Consider the following 24605-nt stretch of genomic DNA (forward strand, 5'->3'; position numbering starts at 1 on the left):
AGCATCACTCACTTCACCGTCCGCACCTCGACATTGCCCGTTCCCGTGCGGCCGTAGCGCGAGGGGTTGTACATGTCTTCGACATAGGCCTGCGGCAGCACGTATTTGCCGGGCGAGACTGCGCGCACGACATAGGCGACCGTGAAGACCGCCTTGGAATCCGCGGCCCGGTCGACGGCCGCCGTGAAGCGATCGTCGCGGAACTCGGTATTCTCCGGCTCCTGACCGTCCTCGATCCAGTCGAGCGTGCCGCTGTCACCCGACGACACCAGCTTTGGATTGTCGATCTCCAGGCCCGCCGGCAGATAGTCGGACACCATGATGTGGCCGTACTCGGGCTTGGCTTCGGTGATCTTCAGCACTACGGCAAAGCGATCGTTCTGCTTGACCTTGCTGATGTCCGCGGCGTTGCCGTCGAGCGTGAAGTAACTGCGCTCGATCTTGAAGCCGTTGGACGCCGCCGGCTCCGGCGTCACCGGCGAGCCCGACACCGAGATCACAGCCTGCACCGGTGCGTCGCCGGTGTTGGTGATCTTCAGCGGCTTGCCCTCCAGCGTCGCAGCCTTGTAGCTGCGGTAGAGCGCCGTCTTCACGGACTGGCCGTCGACCTCGATCGAGAGGTTTTCCTTCGCCAGCGCGCGCGCCGCCAGCACCAGCCACGCATTCTCCTGCGTCGAGGTGTAGGGCGTCAGCCCGCGCGCGGTTTCGACCCGCGACACTGCCTGAGTCAGCGTCGCCTTCGGCGCGTTGCCTTCGCTCGCAAGCGACACCAGCGCAGCGGCGTCGCGAAGCTGCGAGCCGTAATCGGTGCGGCCGAATTCGAGCACGGGTTTTGGCGCGAGGCTGTCGAGCGCGGCTCCATAGACCAGCTCCGCGCGGTTGCGGTCGCCGACCAGCGCGAGCGCCGCCGCGAGCTGCGACTTCGCAATCGGCGTCGCGAGGTTGTTCAGCTTGGTGTCCGCGAGGTAGCGGAGATCGCCGATTGGCGCTGCGCCGTTGCGGGCGAGCACGTAGAGGCCGTAGGCGAGATCGCGCCCACCGTCCTTCTCGGGCTCGTTGCCGTTGACGACGGAGTTGCGGATACGATCCAGCGCGTTCTTGAACAGCACGTCCGGCACCACAAAGCCCTTCTCGCGGGCGCGGGTCAGGAAGTCCGTGACATAGGCATCGAGCCAGGAATCGTCGCCGCCGGCCGACCACAGGCCGAACGAGCCATTGGAGCCCTGGCGGGCCAAAAGCCGCTCGATCGCGTCGCGGATGCGCTGGTCGACCTCGGTATCCATGGCCAGATGCGCGCCGGCCGCGAGATCGTTGACATAGAGCAGCGGCAACGCGCGGCTGGTAATCTGCTCCGAGCAGCCATAGGGATAGCGGTCGAGCGCTTTCAGGATCGTCGCCGCATCGAGCGCGGTCGACAGGCTCGCCGAGACCGAGACGCTGCCGGTGCCCGGCACGAGGTCGGAGAACATGTCCGAGGTCAGCGTCAGGCTCTCGCCCTTCGCCAGTGTGCGGATCGAGCGCCGCGCCAGCACCTGCGTCGCCGCCTTGACGTCGAACGCATAGTGCCGCGCCAGCGCCAGGCCGCTCGGCCCCTTGATGTCGACGTCGAGCGTCGCCTGCCCCGCCGCGGTCGCATCGAGCGCCAGCGAGAATGAGTTACGCTGCTTCGCGGCAAGCTTCACCGTGGTGGCGGGATTGCCGGTCATCTTCACCGGGCCGCCCGTCTTCACGTTGATGACGTAGTCGCCGGCCTGCCCTTCGACATTGTCGATCTCGAGATTGACCGTGCCGTGGTCGCCATTGAGCAGGAAGCGCGGCAAGGTCGTGGTCAGCACCACGGGATCGCGGATCACGACATCGATGTTGGCACGCCCGAGTTTCGTGGCGGTCCACGCCGCTGCCATCACGCGCGCGGTGCCGGCGAACTCCGGAATGTCAAAACTCACTTCGGCGGTGCCGTCGGCAGCAACGGTGACGATGCCCGAATAGAGCGCGAGCGGCTTCTGCGCCGGCGGCGAGCCCTGGAGCTCGGCCGCACCGGCGTCGCCGCCGGACTTGATCTGGCCGCGCGTGCCCGACATGCCGTCGATGAGCTGCCCGTAGAGATCGCGGAGCTCCGCGCTCAGCCGGCGCTGACCGAGATAGTAGTCATCCGGCGCCGGCGGCTTGTAATTGGTGAGGTTGAGGATGCCGACATCGACCGCGGCGATGACGATCTTGGCGTCCTCACCCGGATTGAGCCCGTCGAGCTTGACCGGGATTTTCAGCATCGCATTCGGCCGGATCAGCACCGGCGGTGAGAGCTTCACTTGTAGCGTACGGGTCTGCTTGTCGATGCCGAACCACTTTAATCCGATCGCCCGGCCCGGCATGCGCTGCGCGGCTGCGTCGAGCGGACGGCGCAAGGTCGCCACCACATAGGCGCCGGTGCCCCAGTCCTTGCCGACCGGAAGCCTCACCTGCGCGGTGCCTTCCTTGACGTCGATGGTCTGCGTCGTCAGCAGGCGATCGCCGAGCACGTTGATGGTGAGCTTGCCGGGAGTGCGCACGTTCACCGACACCGTCATGGTGTCGCCGGAGTCGTATTGCGGCTTGTCGATCGAGGTCTCCAGCAGATCCGGCGTGTCGGCGCTGCCGTCGGAGTACCAGCCGACGTCGAACTGCAGCGAGGTCACCGGGCCGTCTGCGTCGTTCGACTTGACGTCGAGCCGGTAGCGGCCGGGCTGGGGGTTAAGCGAAACGCGCGACGGCTTGTCAGCGGCGATGGTGACGTCGCCGTCAGAAACGCGCGAGGTCGACTTGACCGGCTCGTAATCCCAGTAATTGTTCTGGCGATACCATTGATAGCGCGACTCCATCTTCAGGAGTTCGTAGCGCAACCCGTCGCGGGGCAGCGTCTTGCCCTCGGGCGAGACGAACACGACATCGAACTCGGCCTTGTCGCCTTCGGCCACGTTCTTGTCGCCGAACAGCGGCTTGATGCCGATCATGGCGGCGGCAGGCGCGACCGGCAGCACCAGCTTGCGCTCGACGGCGCGGCCGCCGGTCTCGACCATGCGAACGAAGATCTGTGCTTCCTGCGGGCGCGTCGAGGCCGGCTGCTTCTCCAGCGTCACCGGGAAAGTCGCAACGCCATTGGCATCGGCCTCGGGCAGGTTCTCAAGCGGCGTGCGCTCGTTGGAGGTGGTCTGCTCGTCGTCGACGCCGAACTGGTAGCCGGCAAAGCCGGGCCGCTCAGTGGCGGGTGCAATCAGCATGTCGCCTTCGAGCTGGAGGCCCGAAGCCGGTGCGCCATAGAGGAAATGGCCGTCCGCCTTAAGCTCCACAGGAGCGTTAGCTTTGATCAGCTTGTCCTTGGCAGACAAGTCGAATTCGATCCTGTCAGGGACGTAGTCCTCGACCATGAAGGTGGTCTCGCCGACCGAATTACCCTTCGGGTCGGTGAAGGCGCGCACCCGCCAGGTCCCGGTCGGGACAGCGGAGTTGAGCGGCACGGACAGCGTGCGACCGCCCGCGCCTTGGTCGGACAGTACGGCGCGGCGGAATTCGACGCCGTCGGGGCGCTCGATCACCAAGGTCAGCGGACCACCGGTCACCGCATTGCCCTGCCCGTCGCGCAGGAGCGCGGTGAGATAGACGGTTTCGCTGGAGCGGTAGACGCCGCGCTCGGCATAGACGAAGGCGTCGGCGCCAGCCGGCACGACGCGGCCCGCCACACCGCGATCGGACAGATCGAAGGCCGAGGTCTTCAGGCTGAGGAAGGCATAGTCGGCCTTCTCGCCGGTGACCGTCAGCAGCGCCGGCGACAGCCCGCCCTCGCCGCGCGCAAGGCCGGCCTCGAACAGGACGTGGCCGCTGTCGTCGGTCTTGCGGGTCGCCAAGATCTCGTTGTTGCGGGCAACCAGCCGCACTTCGGCCTTCCCGACCGGATCGGTCGAGGCCAGCGAGTTGACGAAGACGTGGATGCCGTCATTGCCGGAATAGGCCGACACACCGAGATCGGAGACGATGAACCATTGGGTGGCGAGCTGGGAGTCGTCGTCAGAGCCCGGGCCCTTGGCGGCCGCCGTCATCACGTAGACGCCGGGCTGGAGCTCGCCGAGCGCCTGGTCGACCGGAAATGCAGTGGTGACGTCCTGGTTCAGCGTCATCGCAGTGGCGAGTTCACCGGACCAGACCTTGACGCCGCGTTCACCGCCGAGATCGGTTAGCTGGTACTTCGACAGCGTCTTCTGGAAGTCGCTGTCGACCACCGTGTTGATCAGATTGCGATCGCCGATCCGGAACACGTTGATGTTGACCGAGGGCGTGTTGACGCTGACCACGGGAATGCCGCGCTGGCCAGTTTTTGGCAGCACATAAGCGCGGCTGGTGAAGCGTACGAACGGTTTACGGTCACGCACATAGACGTTGAACTCGGCCGATTTCGGCAGGCCTTCCTTGACGGTGGACGGCAGGCCGGCGCGCAAGTTGATGTTGTAGCGCTCACCATGCTTCAGCCCGTCGACGCAGAGCTGCTTGCCCTCGGCCGACAGCGCCGGCTTGTCCTGGCCCGCCAGCGCCAGGAACGGCGCGAAATCGGTGCGCTTGGCAAGCTCCTCGGAGAACTGGAAGCAGGCGCGCGGACTGGCCGAGTCCGAATCCACGGTGTAGTCGAGCAGCCGGAAACCGTGCTCATCGCGCATCTTCTCATATTGGCCGCGGACGTCGGCGACCTCGCGCATGTCCAGCGACAGCCGCAGCGCATCCAGCGCCGGTCGCCACAGCTTGCGTTCGGAGAGCGACTTGCCGAGCACGGCGAGCGCGTCGGCCTCCTCGCCCGGATTGCCGGCGCGCATGTAAGCGATGTAGGCGGCGGTCGAGGCGCGCTCCAGCAGGAACGTCTGCTCGCTCGAGCTTTTGGGCGTGATCTGGAAGATGACTTTTGCGAGCCGCAGCCAGTTGCCGGCATCCCCCGGCGCGGTCGCCGCGATCTGGCCGAGAACTGACAGGCCCGTACGGTAGTCGTTGCGCCTGAACGCAGCGTCGGCATCGGTGCGCAGCGTCGCACTGGATTTGGCGACCGGCCCCGCCTCGCTCTTGATCTGTGCTTCCAGCTTGATCGCGGAATCAGCGAGATCGTCGCGCTTGAACGCCTTGTCCGCGGCCTGCGCTGAAGCCAGCCCAAGAACCGGACCAAGAACCAGGCCAAGGCAGAGCGTTGCGCAGACCGTGACGGCGCGAACCAGACCAATCATGACGGAGACTCCAGGAATCGCGGACGAGCGCCGCGTAAGGCAATGAAATGCGCGGAAAGGTGACCGACTCAAGGCGATGGAACCAGGATAGCAAAACGTCGCATGCGCCATGGCAAGCCGAGCCCAGAGGAGACCGATCAAGATACCGCCGCGCGCACCGTCCTAACGGCGCAGCAATACCAAGCCAGTCGACCGACGGCCGTGTCCCGGAAGCTAGCCAGCGCCCCCGGCGATGTGATCCATCGTCCAGTACGCTTCCGCTCAACCCGGCACCCTGACACTCCGCCGTCCCGCTTTGTCGCGGCTGTGAGGAAATCGGTTCGGTTCAGGCTTGGCTAAACACCAGATTTTTCATATTTGGGGTGATAGAAGACCGGCAGTCGGTAGCCGAGGCCGGCCCGGACGGTCCCGTAGCTCAACTGGATAGAGCATCAGATTTCTACTCTGAGGGTTGCAGGTTCGATTCCTGCCGGGATCGCCAGCCTTTCATCTCTCAAATTAATGGCTTGGCTGAGTAGCGGCTTCGTTCTGTTGAGCAAACCGTGTTGTGCGGCGTTCCGGAGTGCTGACAGCAAATTCAACGCGTTACGCGGCGCTACAAATCGCTCCACGCAACACGACCACAACACGAACGCTTCCCTATCTGTTCACTGGAGCCGGTCAATGACCGCGCTCATCGGGATCGTCCTCGGCATGTTGCTTGGCATCATCGGCCGCGAGTTGTGGCCGCGGCGGCGCGAGCTCCTGATGGCAGCGCTGCTGTTGCTGGTCTGGACCTATCGTCTGGTTCATGGTGGAGCTGTTCTTGCGGATGCGGCGCGGGTAGATATTCACACCCACGACGCGCAGTAGCTCGCGCGCGTTCCGAGGCTAGATCCGTTGTGGATTTGACTCGTGACCGCTGCCTCGTTTCGGTGGCGGCATGCCTCGACCCCAACGCCAATCCTCACTTGGCCACCACGCTGATGGTCGCCCCGTAAAGATCACGCTCGGAGAGATGCGCGAGACTGGCATCCGCGATCTGCTCGTCTTCGGCCAGGACTACAAGTGCAGCCACAACGTGAAGCTATCGGCCGCCTGCGTCGATCGATGGCCGGACGAGATCCGGCTGTCAGAATTGGAGCCGAGGTTCATCTGCCAAGCGTGCGGGAAGCGCGGCGCGATACTGCAGGGTGGCAGCGCGGCGGCCCGACTATGCTTGCGCGGATCGGGGTCCTGCGGGCGTTGAACCGGCACTACGTCCCCGAACTCGATCCAAAGGGGAAAGAGGGCCGCGTAACCTGAAGCGGACCAATGACCGAGGCCGCAAACTGAGCCGCCGGTCTCCGCGGATGGAAGACGCCGCCCGCTTAAATGTGTCGCGGGCGGCATTTTCCTCGTAGCACTCCGGGGCTGGCAAGAGCGCTTAGCCGCTACGGCTCCTGCGCATTTAGTTTCTATGAATGTGTCCTAATTCAACTGATGTGATGTTCTAATTGGGACAGCACCAAATCGTCTCAAAAGACAGGACGCGTATACTGTCCATGTCAGATGCACTGCCATCCATTCTGCAACAGTCGCTTCGGTTTCCTCTAATGGAACAACGATTCATGTTGCACCGTACACACACAGGGATAGCCTCGTGGATGCCGGGGCTGGTCCATATTTCACCTATTTTTTAAACCCGGCGCGGGCCGCAGCGTCGAAAGGTGCTGCGGCCTTCTTGCATTGCAAAATGCGCCAGCCTGAACCGGCGAGCCCAGCATTTAGATGCCGGATAACTTCTTGCCGGAGATAGCAAGGTGCAGGCTGAGCTTGAGTCACAATCTACCGAGGAGGAGCCGGATCAGGCGCATCCGCAGCCGAGTACCGAGTTTTGGATTTGCTCTGATGAAATTTCTCATGGCTTGTTGCACGTGCGACGTTCCGGAACTCAACGTCGCGCCCTCGTGCAGCGTTGCGATCGAAGTTCGCACCCGCTCTGCGCTGGGCATACGCAACTGGCGGCGGTTCTTCATGCAATCCTTGCAGCGCCTGACGAGGTAGCCGAGATGCTGCTCATAGAATGTATTGTTCATCGTCCGGATGTGGCCGTTCTTGCATCGCTCTGCGGTTCGGCGGTTATCAGCCGATCGCTGAATCGCCAGCTCCACGTTACGGTTTTCCGGACGTCCGCTGCCGCTTGTTCATTCGCTTTCGCTAGGCGCCTAGCTTCGACCGCCCATTCAGGGTGCAATTCGCAATGCTTCTTGAACCGCTGTGCGCTTACCAATGCCGGCGTTAGCCTTCCCGACGTGAGCCTGCTCAGCGTTTCGCCTTCAGTCAGCCTCCGCATAAACTCAGCGGCGAGGTCTTCCGCCATACCCGGGGGTGCATTGAGCCATGTCAGCTTTGCAGCGCGGCGGGCTTCACTCGAATACGTGGACATAGCGCCCCTCCACAAAGCGCACAATTGCGCTGCGGAGAGCGCGCCTGAGTCGGGGCGCTACCGTGACGAAGAGGCTGCTTCGAGGCTTCGCGAGCTCAGTACCAGTCGCGGTTGTTTTGAAAGCATGCCTGCATGGTGCGATCCCACACGAAATCCCGGCCGCCGCAGGGAGGACGTGGGCGCGACGTTGCCGGGCACTCGTTCCGTACGTTAGCGCCGGTACCCCAGCCATCTTTGCCAGCGGGTCATTGAAGCCTTCCCACCGTCCAACTGTGCAATATCGCTCACTCCGCCTTTATTCCGGCAGCCTTGATGATTGATGATTGGCCTGCCAGGCTTCCAGCCTGCCATCGGGGTCCGAGCCGGACTCCAATTACAAAGGCCCAATCGCTTTCGAGGTGTGACACAGAAAACGGGCGAGATGGTCATTCCACCGGTAAATCCACGGGCACCGCCCCTCGCTCAAGCCAATCGCCATGGTTCGGCAACATGGGCCTGTCACGGGGTGATATGAGCCCTTAACTTGGTCTTGTGTCCTATCCCAAAACTTGCGGTAGATGTTGGACGACCGTCCTGAACCTCGTTGGTACGACTGAAAGATGTCTTCTCAGCACGAAGAGCAGGCCGCGGAGCGTACAGATCTTGCCGAGGCGCATTCCGCCTGGGCACCGTTCGCAAGCTACGCGTTTTGCTGGCTGTGGCTGGCCAATACAGTGTCTGCCCTGGGGACCTGGATCCAGAACACGGCCAGCGCGTGGATCATGACGGACCTGGCGCCAAGCCCGATGACGGTCAGCCTGGTCCAGGCGGCCGCGCAACTGCCGGTGCTTCTGCTTGCACTGCCGGCCGGAGCGCTCGCCGACCTGATGGATCTCAGACGCAACCTGATCCTGTCGAACATGCTGATGTTGGTGGCGGCCATCGCGCTGGCGATCGTCGCGGCGCTGGGACACCTTGATGCCACCATCCTCCTGGCGCTGACGGCCCTGCTGGCAGTGGGCGCCGGGTTGAACAATCCGGCATGGGCCGCTTCCGTGCCGCTGACGGTGCCGCGTCAGGTGCTGCCACAGGCGCTCGTCCTCAACGCGGTCGGGTTCAATATCGCCCGCGCCGTCGGTCCTGCGGTGGGCGGACTGATCCTGACGGTTGCCGGTGCAACGGTCGCGTTCGCCACCAACGCGGCTTCCTTCGCCTTCGTTGCGCTGGTCATCGGCATTTTGCTGACCTTTCCGCGTACGCGGACGTCAATTGATGTCCCGCCCGAGCAATTCCGATCGGCGATGCGGGTCGGCCTCGCCCACGCGCTGGCCGAGCCGGTCGTGCGCAGCACGCTGATCCGCTCAGCGGCATTCTTCGGCTGCGCAAGCGCGATTTGGGCGCTGCTACCGTTGTATGTTCGTCAGGTGCTCGGGCTTTCATCCGCATCGTTCGGCGTGATGATGGGGGTCATTGGCGCCGGCGCGGTGCTGGGCGGACTGATCATGCCCCTGCTGCGCAAATTAATTTTGCGCAACAACCTGATCACGCTGGCCGGCGTGGCCTGCAGCCTGGCATTGGTTCCCCTCGCACTCATTCCCAGCGCCATGACCGCGTATCCGGCCCTGCTGGTGTTCGGCATCGGCTGGATCGTCGGCGCATCGAACCTGCAGGCGACGGTGCAGTTGGCGGCAGCGCCGTGGGTGCGCGCCCGCGTACTCGCGCTGTATCAAGCGATGTACAACGGCGGCATGGGTCTGGGCGCGCTGCTTTGGGGCGTGCTTGGCGAGCACGCGGGTCTGACGGGGACCATTCTCGCTGCGGGCCTTGCAGGCTGCGTTATCGCGCTCCTGACGCGAGCGGTGGAGCTCCCGGCTGAGATCGGCGATCCATCGGCTCCGGCCTTAGCGGTTCCCCGCACCTTGTCGATCGCGCAGGAGATGGCGCCGCTTCTACACAGCGCCCGGCATCGGCTGGTGCTCGCGATCAGCTACAGCATCGATCCGGCCGACGTTACTGCATTTCGCGCCGCCATGGCGGAGGTCCGGCTGTCCCGATATCGGCACGGTGCGGTGGGCTGGGTATTGTCGCGTGATGTCAGCGACCCGACGCACTGGGTGGAGACATTCCGTCTCCGTGATTGGCATGAACTGCAGCGGGGGATCGAGCACTACAATCTGATGGACAGCGAGGCCGTGGTTCGGGCCCGCGCCTATCACCGCGACGCGGAGCCGCCCCGCATGACGCTGCTGCTGCAAGAGCAGAAGACGTGACGCTGCACGCGACGCCTGCCACGGCGGGTAGCCCTTAGACACTGCTAAGAGATTGATTTTATTCAAAATGGCGCTTCTGCTGGGATCGCCAGTCTCCCAATTCAGAAATCCACGCTGAGCCCAAAGGAGCTGGCCCGGTCGCTCACGCACTCAGCGTCACAAGCACCGGCCTTAACCGATACGCATCGATCGCGGCATTCGACAGCAGCAATCTGCGCCGCTCCCCGCGCAGCATCAGGCGGTCGATCCTGTTCAGGATGAAGCGGGCGGAATCCTTGTGCTCACCGGAGAGCAGGCCAGACTGGTCGAGATATTTCCAGGCAATCTCGAAAGACTGTGCGCGCAACTCGGGATCGGTCATAGCCGCCCAACGTCGGCGAAGATCGGATGTTCCTATCAGCGAGCCTGCTGAAGGCTGCCACTAGATCTCGGTGTGATCAGTCCGTCGGCTCGTCGTCGCGCCGTTCGCGCGCGAGTTGATGCCAGGCCAAAGCGATTTCGATCAGTCGCTGCCGGTCGGCGCCTTCGGACGCCGCCGCCCGCTTCATCGCGGCCTCGGCTTCGTACTGTGGGTCGTACTTGGTACACATGAGGCCGACTCTAGCCGGCCGATCTGGACAAGTGCGTGGCAATTTTGTCCGTATGATTGCGGAGGCGTGCCGCGAGCGGTTTCGACACGCTCTAATTGTGGCCCATATAGAATTGCACTGGCGGTTTCAAACGGCTCAAGCCGCGCACAAAGCGGTGAGACCGGTTCATTCACGCCGATCTGTGAATTGCATCACAGCCGCGGCCCGGCGCGTTCGCTAAACAGCAACACAGCGCTCCACAGAACGCGGCAGAGGATCGATGGCTGTTCCCCTCATGAGACAAGAAGCAGAAGCCGCAGCACAGGCTGACACAGCGTCGTCGTTGCGTAAGGCCGACCTGCACGGCCTCGCCTGTCTCGCAACCATCGGCGTCGTGATGACCATCTGGATCGGCGCCCTGGTCTGGGCTGCGATGGCGTTCCTGAGCTGGCTTGTTTCGTAGCAAGCTCAAACAACCGCGCGTTAGAACAGGTAGTGCACGATCTGCACCGCCTTGATCCCTCCGCAAACGATCATGGCCCATAGCGCCAAGCTGATCTGGATTGCATCCAGCATGTTTCTGTCCCCCGTGACTCATGTACGATTTTTTCTTTGATCAATCGCGTGATGCCGCAAGGAGCGCCAGTGGAAATTTGAGGCAATTGTTGTGCGCTGCCGCGAGGATTCACCCGCAAAAATACGGGCTCCTGTGACCTCCAGAAACAAATGAGGCGGGCATCACGCCCGCCTCATTCAATCCAGAACTCGCTCGAACACTCAGTAGCAGGCGCGCGGATCAGCCTGCACATACTGGCCGCTCGGATAGCGGTAGTAGCAATTGCCCTGGGCGAAATAGTAGCCGGGACGCGAAGCGGCCGTGGCACCGGCGATCGCGCCGGTGGCCCCGCCGATCACGGCGCCTGCAGCCGCGCCCGAGGCGTTGCCGGAAATCAGGCCGCCGAGCACACCGCCGACGATGGCGCCGCCAAGCGCGCTTGCGCCGGGGTCTACTGGAGGCGGCGGAGGCGGCGGCGGTTCATAGGCGATCGGCGGCCCCGGCGGTGCGTAGGCCACCGGCTCGTCGTCGATATAGTCTTCGGAGATGTAGGCTGGCGGGCCGTCCATCCGCTGCGGATAATAGTACCAGACGCCGCCGACGTCCCACCACCAGCCGGGGCGGCCGTTGTGGACCTCATGGCGCCATCGCCCGCCGTCCCAGGCAAGGTTGCCGCGATAGGGGTGCCCGCCCCAGTCGCGCGCTGGCGCGGGACCGCGCGCCATGTAGCGTCCTGGGGGTGGGCCTCCAGGGCCGTGCGGACCAGCCCCGGGGCCGGGACCGGCGTGAACGGGGCCGCCGGGCTGCGGACCGGGCCGCACCGCCTGCTGCGGCGGGGGACCCTTGCGCATGTTTTGCGGATTGTTCTGGGGCGGCGCACCGGCGCCCGGCCCCTGGCTGTCCCTTCTCGGACCTGAATCCTGCGCCTGCGCCGAAAGCGCCAGCAATGACATGGCCGAAACCAAGGGAATGATGATCTTCTTGCGGTTGGACGCACTCATGCGTGCTTGACCCCTACTCTCTCGATTGCCGTGGTGCCTGCGCGATAGCCGATTCGGGTCGCGCCTGGCTGATGCCGGCCGACATAACTGACCTTCTTGATCAGCCAAGTCCCGTTACAAATGTTTAAGATCACGGCAATTTTTCGTCCGGACGTGTCTCGGAATGCGCTAGCGGGCTGGCTCGATTACATCGCAATTGCTGCGCCCCGACATCACGCAATCCTGCAGCTTGCTGGCGGCGGTGAGGTCGCGGGCGAGCCACAGGCCGACGCCGAGGATCACGGCAGCGATGATCAGCCCCGCAATAGCACCACGGCGGCTGTCGCCCGACTGTGGCTTGGGCCGAGAACGGGGTTTTTCGGCTGATTCAGGCTTTGCTGGTTCAGGCTTCGTTGGATCAAGCTTGGACATGACGCCCCTGTCGCTTCGCGAGGGCGGCTTTATCACCTCTGCGACGTCGCGTCACATCACGCTCAGCCCCGGGTCTGCTTCACCGCATCCTTGCGTGAAGTTTCGACCGCCGGGATCGCCTGCTGCACGCGCGGCGCGCAGCTCGTCAGGACGAACGCCGTCTGTGTGCATTCCCAGGCGGCACCCAGCACGGTGCTCTCGATCGGTTGCGGACGGCCGAGCAGCAGTACCGCGCCCGCCACCGCCACCGCGGCAACCGTCATTGCAAGGGCCTTCAGGCTCAGCCGGAAAAAAGTCATGCCCGTGCTCCGTCTCGTAGTGGGGCGGACGCTAGGCGCCGCCTCAGTGTGCCCCTATGAGGGACATCACAATTCGGCAGTTTTTCCGGGCTACGAAGGGATCGGCTGGTCCAGCGATTTTTCGTCTACCTGATCGGCTGCGATTATGGGTGGCGTTGCGGCGCGCGCGGATGTACACGCATCTGCGTCGCGTGGTGCCTGCTATGCCCAGCCGACGTACCAACAGGCAATGATGTAGGATTGAAAGCGAGGAAGGCAAGGCCCGTGAGTGGATTTAGGGAACCCGGGTTTTCAGACCGGCAGAAGGCGGCGCAGGACGCACGCAAGAATCTTTTGAACAAATTCAAATCGCAGCCGGGGCCGGATGATCCCGCTGTTGCGGCGAAGCGTGCCGAGCGCGAAGCCCTCGCGGCCAAGCGCGCCGAGGCGAAGGCTGCGCGTGAGGTGGAGAAGGCCGAACAAAAGCGTCGCGACGAAGAGGCTGCGGTGCTCGAAGCGGCGCGGATCGCCCGCGAAGCGGAAGAAGCGGCCGCGAAGCTGGCTGAAGCCGAGGCCGATCAAAAGGCCAAGCGCGACGCTCGCTACGCTGCCCGCAAGGCCAAGCGCAAGTAACGTTCACAAGTAACGTTCAACTGAAATTGAACTGAGGCACGCCTCAGTTCACACCTTACGACGGGACGGTCTTGCCGGACCCGCGAAATCTTGGCCCGATGCCAGGCGACCAACCCGGAATCGCGAAACACCGGGCTCGCCTCATTGAGGCGTCCCGGCATGACGGCGCAGGATCAATTCTTCTTCATCATCCCGTCGTCTTTCTTCATGCCGTCCTTCGACATCGTGTCCTTCTTCATACCGTCCTTCATGCCGTCGTCCTTGGACATGGTGTCTTTCTTCATGGCGTCCTTGGACATCGTGTCCTTCTTCATCATGCCGTCGTCCTTGCCCATCTTGTCCTGGGCGAAGGCGGCCGGCGAAAGCGCGAGGCCAAACGAGAGAGCGGCGGCGGAGACGCCGAGCACGATGCGGGTACGAATGGTCATGATTCATCTTCCCTTCGGGATGGTGTTTGTTAGCGACGGGTGCCGCTACACAATCTCGACGGATCGACGCCCTCGCTTGTTACGCGACGTTGTGGATTTTTTCGCAGGTCGGCCGCCCCGCGCAAGCGCCCCCGGACGGGGGGCGTCGCATTAACGCCCCAGAACAATTCCAAGGTCGGTGTGCGGCGCAGCAATCACGCGACTTGCAGCCGCATCCGATCTCGAACTATCAGATGAGAGAATATCGGGTGGAAGACCGGCTAGGATGGGCCCTGAGCCGGCCTCAAAACCCGATCATGCCAACAAGAAACAGTCCAAGGGGATCACGTCATGCTTACCCGCCGCAACCTGCTCGCGACCGCCGTCGCAGCACCCGCCATTCTCCGCTTCGGCATTGGCACCGCGCATGCCGCGACCACGCTGAAGATATCGCACCAATTCCCGGGCGGCACCATCGACAAGGGCGATTTCCGCGACCGGCTCTGCCGCATGTTCGCCGCCGAAGTCGCCAAGCGCAGCAATGGCGACATCGCCGCCGAGATCTATCCGAACTCCTCGCTGATCAAGACCAACGCGCAGTTCTCCGCGATGCGCAAAGGCGCGCTCGACATCTCGCTCTATCCGATGCCGTATGCCGGCGGCGAATTGCCTGAGACCAATATCGGCTTGATGCCCGGCCTCGTCACCACCTACGACCAGGGCATGCGCTGGAAGAAGGAGCCGGTCGGCAAGGCGCTCACCGATTTCCTCGCCGACAAGGGCATCATCCTGCTGTCCTGGGTGTGGCAGGCCGGCGGCGTCGCCAGCCGTTCCAAGGCGATCGTGTCGCCGGAAGATGCCAAGGGCATGAAGGTGCGCGGCGGCTCGCGCGAGATGGACATGGTGCTGCAGACCGCCGGCGCTTCGGTGCTGTCGGTGCCGTCGAACGAAATCTACGCGGCGATGCAGACCGGCGCCTGCGATGCCGGCATCACCTCCTCCACCAGCTTGATCTCGTTCCGCCTCGAAGAGGTCGCGAAGTCGCTGACCTCCGGCGCGGGCGCGTCGTACTGGTTCATGCTCGAGCCGCTGATGATGTCGAAGGCGATCTTCGACAAGCTGCCCAAGAACCAGCAGGACATCCTGCTGGCCGTTGGCGAGGAGCTCGAAACGTTCGGGCGCAAGGGCGCGCAGGACGACGATGTCGAGGTCACCAAGGTCTATGAAAAGGCCGGCGCCAAGGTCTCGGCGCTCGATGCCGCGACCGTCGGCAAGTGGCGCGACATCGCCCGCGATACCGCCTGGAAGGATTACGGTGCCAAGACCGCGACCGCGGCGAACCTGCTCAAGCTCGCCTCCGACGTCTCGGCATGATCCACGGTCCGCTTCCGGATCGTGACGGCCAGGCGACCGCTGCCGCAAGCACAGGCCTTGCGGCAGCGCTCGATCGCGGCCTCGCCATCCTCAACCGCATCATCGTCGTGTTCGCATCGCTCGCGCTGGTCGCGGCCTGCGCCATCCTGAGCTACAGCGTGCTCAGCCGCGCGCTGTTCCACGCCGCCAATTACTGGCAGGACGAGGCCGCCGTGTTCCTGCTGGTCGGCGCCACCTTCATGTCCGCGGCCTATGTGCAGCAGAACCGCGGTCATATCGGCATCGAGGCCTTCGTCGGCCTGCTGTCGCCGCTCGCAAACAGGATCAGGCTCTGGTTCGTCGATGTGGTGACGCTGCTGTTCTGTGTTTTCTTCGCCTGGAAGTCGTGGACGCTGGCGCATGAGGCTTACGTCGACGGCCAGGTCTCGAACTCGATGTGGTCGCCGCCGCTCGCCATTCCCTATTCGCTGATGGCGCTCGGCATGAGCCTGCTCTGCGTGCAGGTTCTCGTGCAGCTTGCGCTGCCCTTTGCAGGAAGCCGGCGGCCATGAGCGTTTTCGGTATCGGACTCTCTTATGGGCTCGCGACGCTGGTTGCGATGTTTTCCGGCATGCCGATTGCGTTTGCGCTCGGCGCGGTCGCCGTCGTGTTCATGGGCATCTACATGCCCGCAGCTTCGCTGGATACGGTGACGCAGAACGTCTATGAGGAAATGGCCTCTATCACGCTGCTGTCGATCCCGCTCTTCATCCTGAAGGGCGCGGCGATCGGCAAGTCGCGCGCCGGTCAGGATCTCTATTCGGCGCTGCACGCCTGGCTGCATCGCGTGCCCGGTGGGCTCGGTGTTGCCAACGTGTTCGCCTGCGCGCTGTTTGCGGCGATGGCGGGCTCCTCGCCCGCGACCTGCTCGGCAATCGGCTCGGCCGGCATCCCCGAGATGCGCAAGCGCGGCTACTCCGGCGGTTTTGCCGCCGGCATCATCGCCGCCGGCGGCACGCTCGGCATTCTGCTGCCGCCCTCGATCACCATGATCCTGTTTGCGGTCGCTGCGGAAAAATCGCTCGGACGACTGTTCCTCGCCGGCATCGGGCCCGGCCTGCTGCTGGTGTCCCTGTTCGGCGGCTATGCCGTGATCCGCTTCCGCCAGGAATATGCCGCGGCTGAAGCTGCCTACAAGAACGGCGGTCCCGAAGCGGCGATCCTCGCCCGTGACGAGTACACGCTCGCCGAGCGCTTCAGCGTGCTGCCGCGCGTGCTCCCCTTCGTCCTGCTGCTCACCGGCGTCATGGCCGCGCTCTATGGCGGCTATGCCACGCCGTCGGAGACCGCCGGCCTCGGCGGTCTGTTGGCGCTGGCGCTGATCGCGATGATCTACGGCGTGTGGCGGCCGAGCGACCTCGGCCCGATCATGAAATCGACGATCCGGGAATCGACCATGCTGATGATGATCATCGGCATGTCACTGCTCTATTCCTATGTGATGAGCTATCTGCACATCTCGCAATCGGCGGCCGAATCCGTCGTCGCGATGCAGCTGCCACGCTGGGGTCTACTGTTCGCAATCCTCGTGATGGTCGTGGTGCTCGGCTTCTTCCTGCCGCCGGTCTCGATCATCCTGATGACGGCACCGATCATCCTGCCGCCGTTGCGAGCCGCGAATTTCGACATCATCTGGTTCGGCGTGGTCATGACCATCGTGATGGAGATGGGATTGATCCACCCGCCCGTCGGCCTCAACATCTTCGTCATCCGCAACGTCGCGCCGGATATTCCCCTGAGCGAGGTGATCTGGGGCACGCTACCCTTCGTGCTGTTGATGATGGCCGCGGTGCTGCTGCTCTGCTTCGTGCCGGGGATCTCGACCGCGTTGCCGGACCTGGTGATGGGGGCGGACGGGAGCAGGTGATGCTCTCTCCACCGTCGTTGCGGGCAATGACGGAGAATTAGGAGGCAGCCCGCTTCTTCTTCGCATTCAGCGCGGATGCCACACGGCTCACGGGCGGCTTGCCTAGCACGCTGCTCATCGCATTCGTCGCCGCCAGCAGCTTCTCCATATCGACCCCCGTCGTGATCCCCATGCCCTCGAGCATGTAGACCACATCCTCGGTCGCGACATTCCCGGTCGCGCCGGGCGCGTAGGGGCAGCCGCCGAGGCCGCCGGCGGCGGCATCGATGACGCGGACGCCCTGCTCCAGCCCGGCATAGAGATTGGCGAGCGCCTGACCGTAGGTGTCGTGGAAATGCATCGCGAGCTTGGATGCGGGAATGTTGACAGCTACCGCGCGCAGCATGTCCTTGGCCTTGGTCGGCGTGCCGACGCCGATGGTATCGCCGAGCGAGATCTCGTAGCAGCCGAGATCCCACAGCGTGTTGGCGAGATCGGCAACGGCTTTCGGCTTGATCTCGCCGTCAAAGGGACAGCCCAGCACGCAGGAGATATAGCCGCGCACGGGCACGCCATCGGCCTTGGCGCGCGCAAGGACCGGCTTGAACCGTTCGATGGATTCCGCGACCGTGCAGTTAATGTTGGCCCGCGAAAAGCCTTCGGAGGCAGCGGCAAACACGGAGACCACTTTTGCGCCCGCCGCGCGCGCGGCGTCATAGCCCTTTTCGTTCGGGACCAGAACGTGGAATTCAGCACCCCTCACGTGGCTCACGCCGCGCAGTACGGCGTCCGAGCTTGCCATCTGCGGGATCGCCTTGGGCGAGACAAAGGCGCCGACCTCGACGGTGGTGAGGCCGGCCGCGACCAGCGCCTCGATGAAAGCGATGCGGACCTCGACGCTCACCGGCGTCTTTTCGTTCTGGAGGCCGTCGCGCGGCCCCATTTCGACGATGCGGACGGGCTCGCTCATGTCACTCACCGGAAGCCTCGACCACGGCGAGTTCGACGCCTTCCTGCACGATGTCGCCGACCTTGCACTTGATCGACTTCAGCACGCCGGCATAGGGCGCCCGCAGCGTCTGCTCCATCTTCATCACCTCCAGCGTGAGGATCGGCGCGCCCTTCTCGAGCGTTGCGCCCTCCTCGGCCAGCACTGCGACGACGGTGCCCGGCAGCGGCGCCGCGATCTTTTCTGCGGCGGTCTGCTCCTCGGTCTCGCCGCCGAACGGATCGACCCAGTGCAGGTCGAAGCGGCCATTGCGCGTGCGCAGATACAGCTCGTGGCCGCCGATGACGGCAGCGACCGATGATTTGACGCCGTCGAGCGTCAGGTCGAAGCCACCGTCCTTGGGTACGATCGCAAATGCCAACTCCCGTTCGCCGATCACCAGCGTCGACGGACCGCTGCCATAGTTCAACGCGACTTTCAGCTCAGGCCCGTGGCCGACGCGGAAGGCAAAATTGCGCTGGCGGCGGCCGACCGGCATCCAGCCAAAAGTCTGCCAGGGCGAATTCGCCTCTGTCTGCGCAGACTGCCGCTCGTCGTTGACGATCGCGGCAACCGCGGCACAGAGCTCGAGCTCTCCCGGAGCGGCCGCGGACGCCGTCAGAGCCGCCAGCTCGCGCTCGATGAAACCGGTGTCGATCGCATTCGCCCGCACCTTTGGATGGGTGATCAACGCCGACAGGAACGGGATGTTGGTGACAATGCCGCGGACGTCGGAGTCCTCCAGCCCGCGGTTCAACCGCTCGATCGCGGCATCCCGCGTCGGTGCCCACGCAATCATCTTCGCCAGCATCGCATCGTAGTAAGGCGACACCGCATCGCCCTCGCGATAGCCGGCGTCGACGCGCAAGCCTCCGGTTTCCGCCGGCAGCCGCCATGTCGAGATCCTGCCGACCGATGGCATGAAATTCTTGGTCGGGTTTTCGGCGTAGACCCGTGCCTCGACCGCATGGCCGTTGAGCCGAATCTCGTCCTGCTTCAGCGGCAACGCCTCGCCGAAGGCGACGCGCAGCTGCCATTCGACGAGATCGATACCGGTGATCAGCTCGGTCACGGGATGCTCGACCTGGAGGCGCGTGTTCATCTCGATGAAGAACACGTCCTTGCCATCGGAGACGAACTCGATGGTGCCGGCGCCGACATAATTGACGGCTCCGGCCGCTTTTCGCGCAGCAGCGCAGACCGTTTCGCGCTGCGCGGCATTGAGCGTCGGCGAAGGCGCTTCCTCGATCACCTTCTGGTGCCGGCGCTGCAACGTGCATTCGCGCTCGAACAGCGACAGCAGATTGCCGTGGCTGTCGCCGATCACCTGCACCTCGATGTGGCGGGGATTGTCGACATATTTCTCGATCAGCATGCGATCGTCGCCGAACGCCGCCTTGGCCTCGCGCTTGGCGCTGACGATCGCTGGCGCAAGTTCGTCGGCAGAACGCACGATACGCATACCGCGGCCGCCGCCGCCGGCGGATGCCTTCACGAGCACGGGAAAACCGGCCTTCTCGGCCGCCTTCGCCAGCGTCGCCTCGTCCTGCGCTTCGCCGTGATAGCCGGGCACCAGAGGCACGCCGGCCTTCTCCATCAGTGCTTTCGAGCCGGATTTCGAGCCCATCGCCGTCATCATCCCGGCGGTCGGGCCGACAAACACCAGGCCGGCATCGAAACACGCGTGTGCGAAATCGGCATTCTCCGACAGGAAGCCGTAACCGGGATGCACGGCCTCCGCGCCGGTCTTGCGCGCGGCTTCGATCAGACGCTCGACATTGAGATAGCTGTCACGCGCCCGTGCCGGGCCGAGCAGCACGGCCTCGTCGGCAAGCGCGACGTGCATCGCATCGCGGTCGGCCTCGGAATAGACCGCGACTGTACGCAGGCCCATGGCGCGGGCGGTGCGGATGACGCGGCAGGCGATCTCGCCGCGGTTGGCGATCAGAAGCGTGCGAAAACGCCGGTAGAGCTTTGAGCGGTCCATCGCATCACATCCTGAACAGGCCGAATTTCGTAGGCTCGATCGGCGCATTCGACGCCGCCGAGAGGCCGAGACCGAGCACGAGCCTCGTGTCGGCCGGGTCGATCACGCCGTCGTCCCAGAGCCGTGCGGTCGCATAATACGGATGCCCCTGGCTCTCATATTGCGCGCGGATTGGACTGCGGAACTTGTCTTCTTCCTCTTTGGACCAGCTATCGCCCTTGGCCTCGATATTGTCGCGCCGGACCTGGCTCAGGACCATCGAGGCCTGCTCGCCGCCCATCACCGAGATGCGCGCGTTCGGCCACATCCAGAGGAAGCGAGGTGAGTAGGCACGTCCGCACATGCCGTAATTGCCGGCGCCATATGAGCCGCCGATCACGACGGTGAACTTCGGCACGGACGCCGTCGCAACCGCGGTGACGAGCTTGGCGCCGTCGCGCGCGATGCCGCCAGCCTCATATTTCTTGCCGACCATGAAGCCGGTGATGTTCTGCAGGAACACCAGCGGAATGCCGCGCTGGCAGCACAGCTCGATGAAATGCGCGCCCTTCAGCGAGCTCTCGCTGAAGAGAATGCCGTTATTGGCGATGATGCCGACCGGATAGCCCCAGACATGGGCGAAGCCGCAGATCAGCGTCGTGCCGTAGAGCTTCTTGAACTCGTCGAACTCCGAGCCGTCGACGACGCGGGCAATGATGTCGCGTACGTCGAACGGTTTTCTGCCGTCGACGGGCACCACGCCGTAGATCTCCTCCGCCGCAAACAGCGGATCGCGCGGCGGATGCATGTTGAGGTTCGGCCGCGCCTGTGGCTTCAGCGTGCCGACGATGCGGCGGGCGATGCCGATCGCATGCGCGTCGTTCTGGGCATAATGATCGGTCACGCCCGACTGGCGCGAATGCACGTCGGCGCCGCCGAGCTCTTCCGCGGTCACGACCTCGCCGGTCGCGGCCTTCACCAGCGGCGGGCCGCCGAGGAAGATGGTGCCTTGATTGCGCACGATGATGCTCTCATCCGACATCGCCGGCACATAGGCGCCGCCGGCGGTGCAGGAGCCCATCACGATCGCGATCTGCGGGATGCCCTGCGACGACATCTGCGCCTGGTTGTAGAAGATCCGGCCAAAGTGGCGCTCGTCCGGAAAGATCTCGTCCTGGAGCGGCAGGAAGGCGCCGCCGGAATCAACCATGTAGACGCAGGGAAGATTGTTCTGCCGCGCGATGTCCTGCGCGCGCAGATGCTTCTTCACCGTCATCGGGTAATAGGTACCGCCCTTGATGGTGGCGTCGTTCGCCACGATCACGCATTCGCGGCCCGAGATGCGTCCCACACCGGTGACGATGCTCGCCGAATGCACGTCGCCGCCATAGAGGCCATGAGCCGCCAGCGGCGACAATTCCAGGAACGACGTCCCGGGATCGACAAGGAGATCGACGCGCTGCCGCGCCAGCATTTTGCCGCGCGATGTGTGGCGGTTGCGCGAGGTCTCGCCGCCGCCACCGGCGACCTGGCTGAGCTTCTCGCGCAAATCGACGACCAGCCCGCGCATGGCTTCTGAATTGCGCGCAAAGTCCTGGGATGATGGATCGATACTGGAATGGAGCGGCATGTGGTCCCGCGTTTCTGGTGATGTGATGAGAGGCCGCGACAGCTTTGCGGCAATTTTGGCTGGGTGGAGGGTTTACGCGGTTTCCGCCATCAGCTCGCGGCCGATCAGCATGCGGCGAACCTCCGAGGTGCCGGCGCCGATCTCGTAGAGCTTTGCGTCGCGCCATAGACGTCCGACCGGAAATTCGCTGGTGTAGCCGACGCCGCCGAGCGCCTGGATCGCCTCGCCCGCCATCCACGTCGCCTTCTCGGCGGAGTAGAGGATCGCGGCGGCGGCGTCCTTGCGCAGGCTGCGCGCGTGATTGGCGCGGTCGCAGGCGCGACCCACCGCATAGACATAGGCGCGCGTGGCCTGCCAGGTCGAATACATGTCGGCGAGCTTGCCCTGCATCAGTTGGAAGTCGCCGATCGGCTGCCCGAACTGCTTGCGCTCGTGCATATAGGGCACGACAGCATCCATGCAGGCCGCCATGATCCCGAGCGGGCCACCGGAGAGCACCGCGCGCTCGTAGTCGAGCCCGGACATCAGCACCTTGACGCCCTCGCCGACGCCGGCGAGCACGTTCTCCGCGGGCACCTCGCACTCATCGAAGAACAACGGGTAGGTGTTGGAGCCGCGCATGCCGAGCTTGTCGAGATGCGGGCCGTGGGTGAAGCCCTTAAAACCCTTCTCGATGAGGAAGGCGGTCATGCCGCGCGGGCCGGCTTCCGGATCGGTCTTGGCATAGACCACGAGCACGTCGGCATCGCCGCCATTAGTGATCCACATTTTCGAGCCGTTGAGCACGTAGCGGTCGGCGCGCTTGTCGGCGCGCAGCTTCATCGAGACGACGTCGGAGCCGGCGCCGGGCTCGGACATCGCGAGCGCGCCGACATACTCGCCGGAGATCAATTTTGGCAGATAGCGCTGCCGCTGCGCGTCATTGCCATTGCGGCGGATCTGGTTGACGCAGAGGTTGGAGTGGGCGCCGTAGGAGAGCCCGACTGCCGCCGAGCCGCGCGAAATCTCCTCCATGGCAACGACATGGGCGAGATAGCCCATGTTGGAGCCGCCATATTGCTCCGGCGCGGTCATGCCGAGCAGGCCGAGATCGCCAAAGCGCTTCCAGAGATCGGCCGGGAACAGATTGGCCTTCTCGACCTCGGCAGCGCGCGGGGCGACCTCCGCCTCAACGAAGGCGCGCACGGTGTCGCGCAGCATGCTGATGTCTTCGCCCAGATCGAAATCGATGCTCGGGATGTTCAAGGCGATTCCTCCGAATTCTTATCTGGACCGAACCTACCCCCGCCCGGGCGCCGCGGCGGTCGAAAAGGTTGCATTTTCCGCCAAGTTTGGCGAGGATTTTCCAAAGGACTTTCGATGCCCTTCCAAGCCGCGACCGCCACGCCCCGCCGCGCCATGACCCCCGCCGCCTTCGTCCGCGGCGTGGTCGCGGCTTACGGCCGTTATGGGCGGGATCCGGCTGAGGCACTCGCCAGGGGACAGGTCCTCCCGGACCTCGTCAAATCGATCAACGGGCGGGTGACAGCGGCTCAGTTCGAGACTCTCGCCGGCCACGCCATGCGCGAACTCGATGACGAGGCGCTCGGCTGGTTTTCACGGCGATTGCCATGGGGCACCTATGGCATGCTGTGCCGCGCCTCGATCACCGCGCCCAATCTCGAGGTCGCGCTGAAACGCTGGTGCCGGCATCACCGCCTGCTGACTGAAGACGTGCTGTTCGAGCTTGCGATCGGCAAGGAGACCGCGGCCATCTCCATTCGCGAGGCACGTGACCTCGGGCCTGTCCGCGAGTTCTGTCTCGTTACCCTGCTCCGCTACGTGCTCGGCTTCTCCTGCTGGGCCGTCGATTCTGCGATCGCGCTGCGTGCGGCGGAATTCCCTTACGCCGAGCCCGAGCACGTCTCGGTCTATCCGACCATCTTCTGCAAAACCGTCCGCTTCGACGCGGAGGACGCCAGCATCGTCTTCGACAAGCATTATCTCTCGCTGCCGCTCACCCGCAGCGCCGCTGATCTCGACAACATGCTCAAGGGCGCGCTGCGCCTGACCGTGCTGCCTTATCGCCGCGACCGCCTGTTGGTCGAGCGCGTCCGCCGCGTGCTGCGCGAGGCGCGCGGACGCATCCTGGGCGCGGAGGATGTCGCGAGTGAACTGGCCCTCTCGACCCGCACCATGCACCGCCGCCTGCGCGAGGAAGCGACCTCGCTGCGCGATCTGAAGGAAGAGGCAAAGCTCGAACTCGCCAAGCAGGAGCTGATGCGCGGGCGCACGCCGATCAAGCGGATCGCGGAGATCGCCGGCTTCCGCAACGAAAAGAGCTTTTCGCGGGCTTTCCGCAGCTGGACTGGCGCTAGCCCACGCGAGTTTCGCGGCAGGTATCGCTGAGTGTCTGGCCATTGCCTTTGTGTCCAATGGGACACAGCTGGCGCTAAACTGCGTCATCCCGCCGCAGGTCGCATTGCCGGTTCCCTGGACCGGAACTAGCGTCAAGACGGCTGCATCCCCAGTGCGGGAATGCTGGAGCGACCGCGTTTCGGGTCGGGGCGTGTCATGAAGTGGGTGGCGTACCGCCTGCGCGAGGCGGCTCAAATACATGCGTGTGCCCGGCGCCACTGCGCCTGGCTCTTCGCCGCATCGCTGTCGATCGGCATCGCCGCGTTCGCTTATCCGGCCGCCGCGCAAACCCAGGTCAATCAGACTTTCAATTCGCAGGGACCGAGCCCCCGCACCGGACCGAGCTACGCAGTCCAGTCGGCCGATGCGTTGCCGAACGGAACGGAGGCCGGCGCGGTCCAGACGATCCTCCCAGACTTCGCGCTCGGCGCGAACACCTACTTCGCTGGCGCGCCGAATGGCGGCATCTGGGTCACGACCAATGGCGGGTCCAGCTGGAAGCCACTGACCGACAACCAGGCCTCGCTGTCGATCGGCTCACTCAGCCTCGATCCCACCGATGGCAGCGGAAAGACCATCATCGCCGGCATCGGCATCACCGACAACGGCGAATACAG

General features: G+C 64.2%; 20 protein-coding genes and 1 tRNA gene. 9 read left to right on the forward strand and 12 right to left on the reverse strand.

What is annotated here, in order from left to right; genetic code table 11:
• Positions 1-8 precede the first annotated feature (8 nt).
• Entirely contained in the window at positions 9-5237 is a 5229-nt protein-coding gene (locus ACPPVR_RS23205; RefSeq protein ID WP_426608902.1) for an alpha-2-macroglobulin family protein, read from the reverse strand.
• A 404-nt stretch (positions 5238-5641) separates the two neighbouring features.
• On the opposite strand from ACPPVR_RS23205, the gene ACPPVR_RS23210 reads away from it, so the two are divergent.
• Positions 5642-5718, forward strand: a tRNA-Arg gene (locus ACPPVR_RS23210).
• Positions 5719-5900: 182 nt separating this feature from the next.
• Positions 5901-6089: a hypothetical protein gene (locus ACPPVR_RS23215; RefSeq protein ID WP_426608903.1), complete on the forward strand. Its 189-nt coding sequence runs from the start codon at positions 5901-5903 to the stop codon at positions 6087-6089.
• 947 nt (positions 6090-7036) lie between these two features.
• Here ACPPVR_RS23215 and ACPPVR_RS23220 read toward each other — a convergent pair.
• Positions 7037-7369: a hypothetical protein gene (locus ACPPVR_RS23220; RefSeq protein ID WP_426608904.1), complete on the reverse strand. Its 333-nt coding sequence runs from the start codon at positions 7367-7369 to the stop codon at positions 7037-7039.
• An 874-nt stretch (positions 7370-8243) separates the two neighbouring features.
• Here ACPPVR_RS23220 and ACPPVR_RS23225 point away from each other — a divergent pair.
• On the forward strand, positions 8244-9893 hold the full coding sequence (locus tag ACPPVR_RS23225; protein WP_426608905.1) for an MFS transporter: 1650 nt from the start codon (positions 8244-8246) through the stop codon (positions 9891-9893).
• Between the two features lie 142 nt (positions 9894-10035).
• Here ACPPVR_RS23225 and ACPPVR_RS23230 read toward each other — a convergent pair whose 3' ends face one another.
• Positions 10036-10254: a hypothetical protein gene (locus ACPPVR_RS23230; RefSeq protein WP_426608906.1), complete on the reverse strand. Its 219-nt coding sequence runs from the start codon at positions 10252-10254 to the stop codon at positions 10036-10038.
• A gap of 76 nt (positions 10255-10330) precedes the next feature.
• Positions 10331-10483: a hypothetical protein gene (locus tag ACPPVR_RS23235; protein WP_426608907.1), complete on the reverse strand. Its 153-nt coding sequence runs from the start codon at positions 10481-10483 to the stop codon at positions 10331-10333.
• 274 nt (positions 10484-10757) lie between these two features.
• Between ACPPVR_RS23235 and ACPPVR_RS23240 the strand changes: the two genes are divergently transcribed.
• Positions 10758-10925 (forward strand): hypothetical protein, encoded by a 168-nt coding sequence (locus ACPPVR_RS23240; RefSeq protein WP_426608908.1) that lies wholly within the window; start codon positions 10758-10760, stop codon positions 10923-10925.
• A 314-nt stretch (positions 10926-11239) separates the two neighbouring features.
• Here the strand turns inward: ACPPVR_RS23240 and ACPPVR_RS23245 are convergent, their stop codons facing one another.
• The 3 genes from ACPPVR_RS23245 to ACPPVR_RS23255 form a co-directional block, all read right to left on the reverse strand.
• On the reverse strand, positions 11240-12019 hold the full coding sequence (locus ACPPVR_RS23245; protein ID WP_426608909.1) for a hypothetical protein: 780 nt from the start codon (positions 12017-12019) through the stop codon (positions 11240-11242).
• A 168-nt stretch (positions 12020-12187) separates the two neighbouring features.
• Positions 12188-12430 carry a hypothetical protein gene (locus ACPPVR_RS23250; RefSeq protein ID WP_426608910.1) on the reverse strand — a complete coding sequence of 81 codons (243 nt, stop codon included), beginning with the start codon at positions 12428-12430 and terminating at the stop codon, positions 12188-12190.
• 62 nt (positions 12431-12492) lie between these two features.
• Positions 12493-12729 (reverse strand): hypothetical protein, encoded by a 237-nt coding sequence (locus ACPPVR_RS23255; RefSeq protein ID WP_426608911.1) that lies wholly within the window; start codon positions 12727-12729, stop codon positions 12493-12495.
• 264 nt (positions 12730-12993) lie between these two features.
• Here ACPPVR_RS23255 and ACPPVR_RS23260 point away from each other — a divergent pair, with 264 nt between their 5' ends.
• Complete coding sequence (locus tag ACPPVR_RS23260) at positions 12994-13341, forward strand: DUF6481 family protein (RefSeq protein WP_426608912.1); 348 nt, start codon at positions 12994-12996, stop codon at positions 13339-13341.
• A 173-nt stretch (positions 13342-13514) separates the two neighbouring features.
• On the opposite strand, the gene ACPPVR_RS23265 is transcribed toward ACPPVR_RS23260, so the two are convergent.
• Positions 13515-13769: a pentapeptide MXKDX repeat protein gene (locus ACPPVR_RS23265; RefSeq protein ID WP_426608913.1), complete on the reverse strand. Its 255-nt coding sequence runs from the start codon at positions 13767-13769 to the stop codon at positions 13515-13517.
• A 330-nt stretch (positions 13770-14099) separates the two neighbouring features.
• Here ACPPVR_RS23265 and dctP point away from each other — a divergent pair, with 330 nt between their 5' ends.
• From dctP to ACPPVR_RS23280, 3 genes are read left to right on the forward strand one after another with little or no spacing between them, the layout of a single operon-like run.
• Complete coding sequence (gene dctP, locus ACPPVR_RS23270) at positions 14100-15122, forward strand: TRAP transporter substrate-binding protein DctP (protein WP_426608914.1); 1023 nt, start codon at positions 14100-14102, stop codon at positions 15120-15122.
• Positions 15119-15673 (forward strand): TRAP transporter small permease, encoded by a 555-nt coding sequence (locus ACPPVR_RS23275; protein WP_426608915.1) that lies wholly within the window; start codon positions 15119-15121, stop codon positions 15671-15673. The genes dctP and ACPPVR_RS23275 overlap by 4 nt, the downstream gene beginning before the upstream one ends.
• On the forward strand, positions 15670-17028 hold the full coding sequence (locus ACPPVR_RS23280) for a TRAP transporter large permease (protein ID WP_426608916.1): 1359 nt from the start codon (positions 15670-15672) through the stop codon (positions 17026-17028). The genes ACPPVR_RS23275 and ACPPVR_RS23280 overlap by 4 nt, the downstream gene beginning before the upstream one ends.
• A gap of 37 nt (positions 17029-17065) precedes the next feature.
• On the opposite strand, the gene ACPPVR_RS23285 is transcribed toward ACPPVR_RS23280, so the two are convergent.
• The 4 genes from ACPPVR_RS23285 to ACPPVR_RS23300 form a co-directional block, all read right to left on the reverse strand.
• Positions 17066-17977, reverse strand: coding sequence for a hydroxymethylglutaryl-CoA lyase (locus ACPPVR_RS23285; protein ID WP_426608917.1), 912 nt, complete (start codon positions 17975-17977; stop codon positions 17066-17068).
• A gap of 1 nt (position 17978) precedes the next feature.
• A complete protein-coding gene (locus tag ACPPVR_RS23290) occupies positions 17979-19982 on the reverse strand; it encodes an acetyl/propionyl/methylcrotonyl-CoA carboxylase subunit alpha (protein ID WP_426608918.1) in 2004 nt (667 codons plus the stop codon).
• 4 nt (positions 19983-19986) lie between these two features.
• Positions 19987-21591, reverse strand: a complete 1605-nt coding sequence (locus tag ACPPVR_RS23295) for a carboxyl transferase domain-containing protein (RefSeq protein ID WP_426608919.1) — start codon at positions 21589-21591, stop codon at positions 19987-19989.
• Positions 21592-21663: 72 nt separating this feature from the next.
• Entirely contained in the window at positions 21664-22791 is a 1128-nt protein-coding gene (locus ACPPVR_RS23300) for an isovaleryl-CoA dehydrogenase (protein WP_426616165.1), read from the reverse strand.
• A 159-nt stretch (positions 22792-22950) separates the two neighbouring features.
• Between ACPPVR_RS23300 and ACPPVR_RS23305 the strand changes: the two genes are divergently transcribed.
• On the forward strand, positions 22951-23979 hold the full coding sequence (locus ACPPVR_RS23305; RefSeq protein ID WP_426608920.1) for an AraC family transcriptional regulator: 1029 nt from the start codon (positions 22951-22953) through the stop codon (positions 23977-23979).
• The last annotated feature ends 626 nt before the right edge of the window (positions 23980-24605 follow it).

It is taken from the genome of Bradyrhizobium sp. McL0616, from assembly GCF_049993385.1.
Lineage (GTDB): Bacteria > Pseudomonadota > Alphaproteobacteria > Rhizobiales > Xanthobacteraceae > Bradyrhizobium.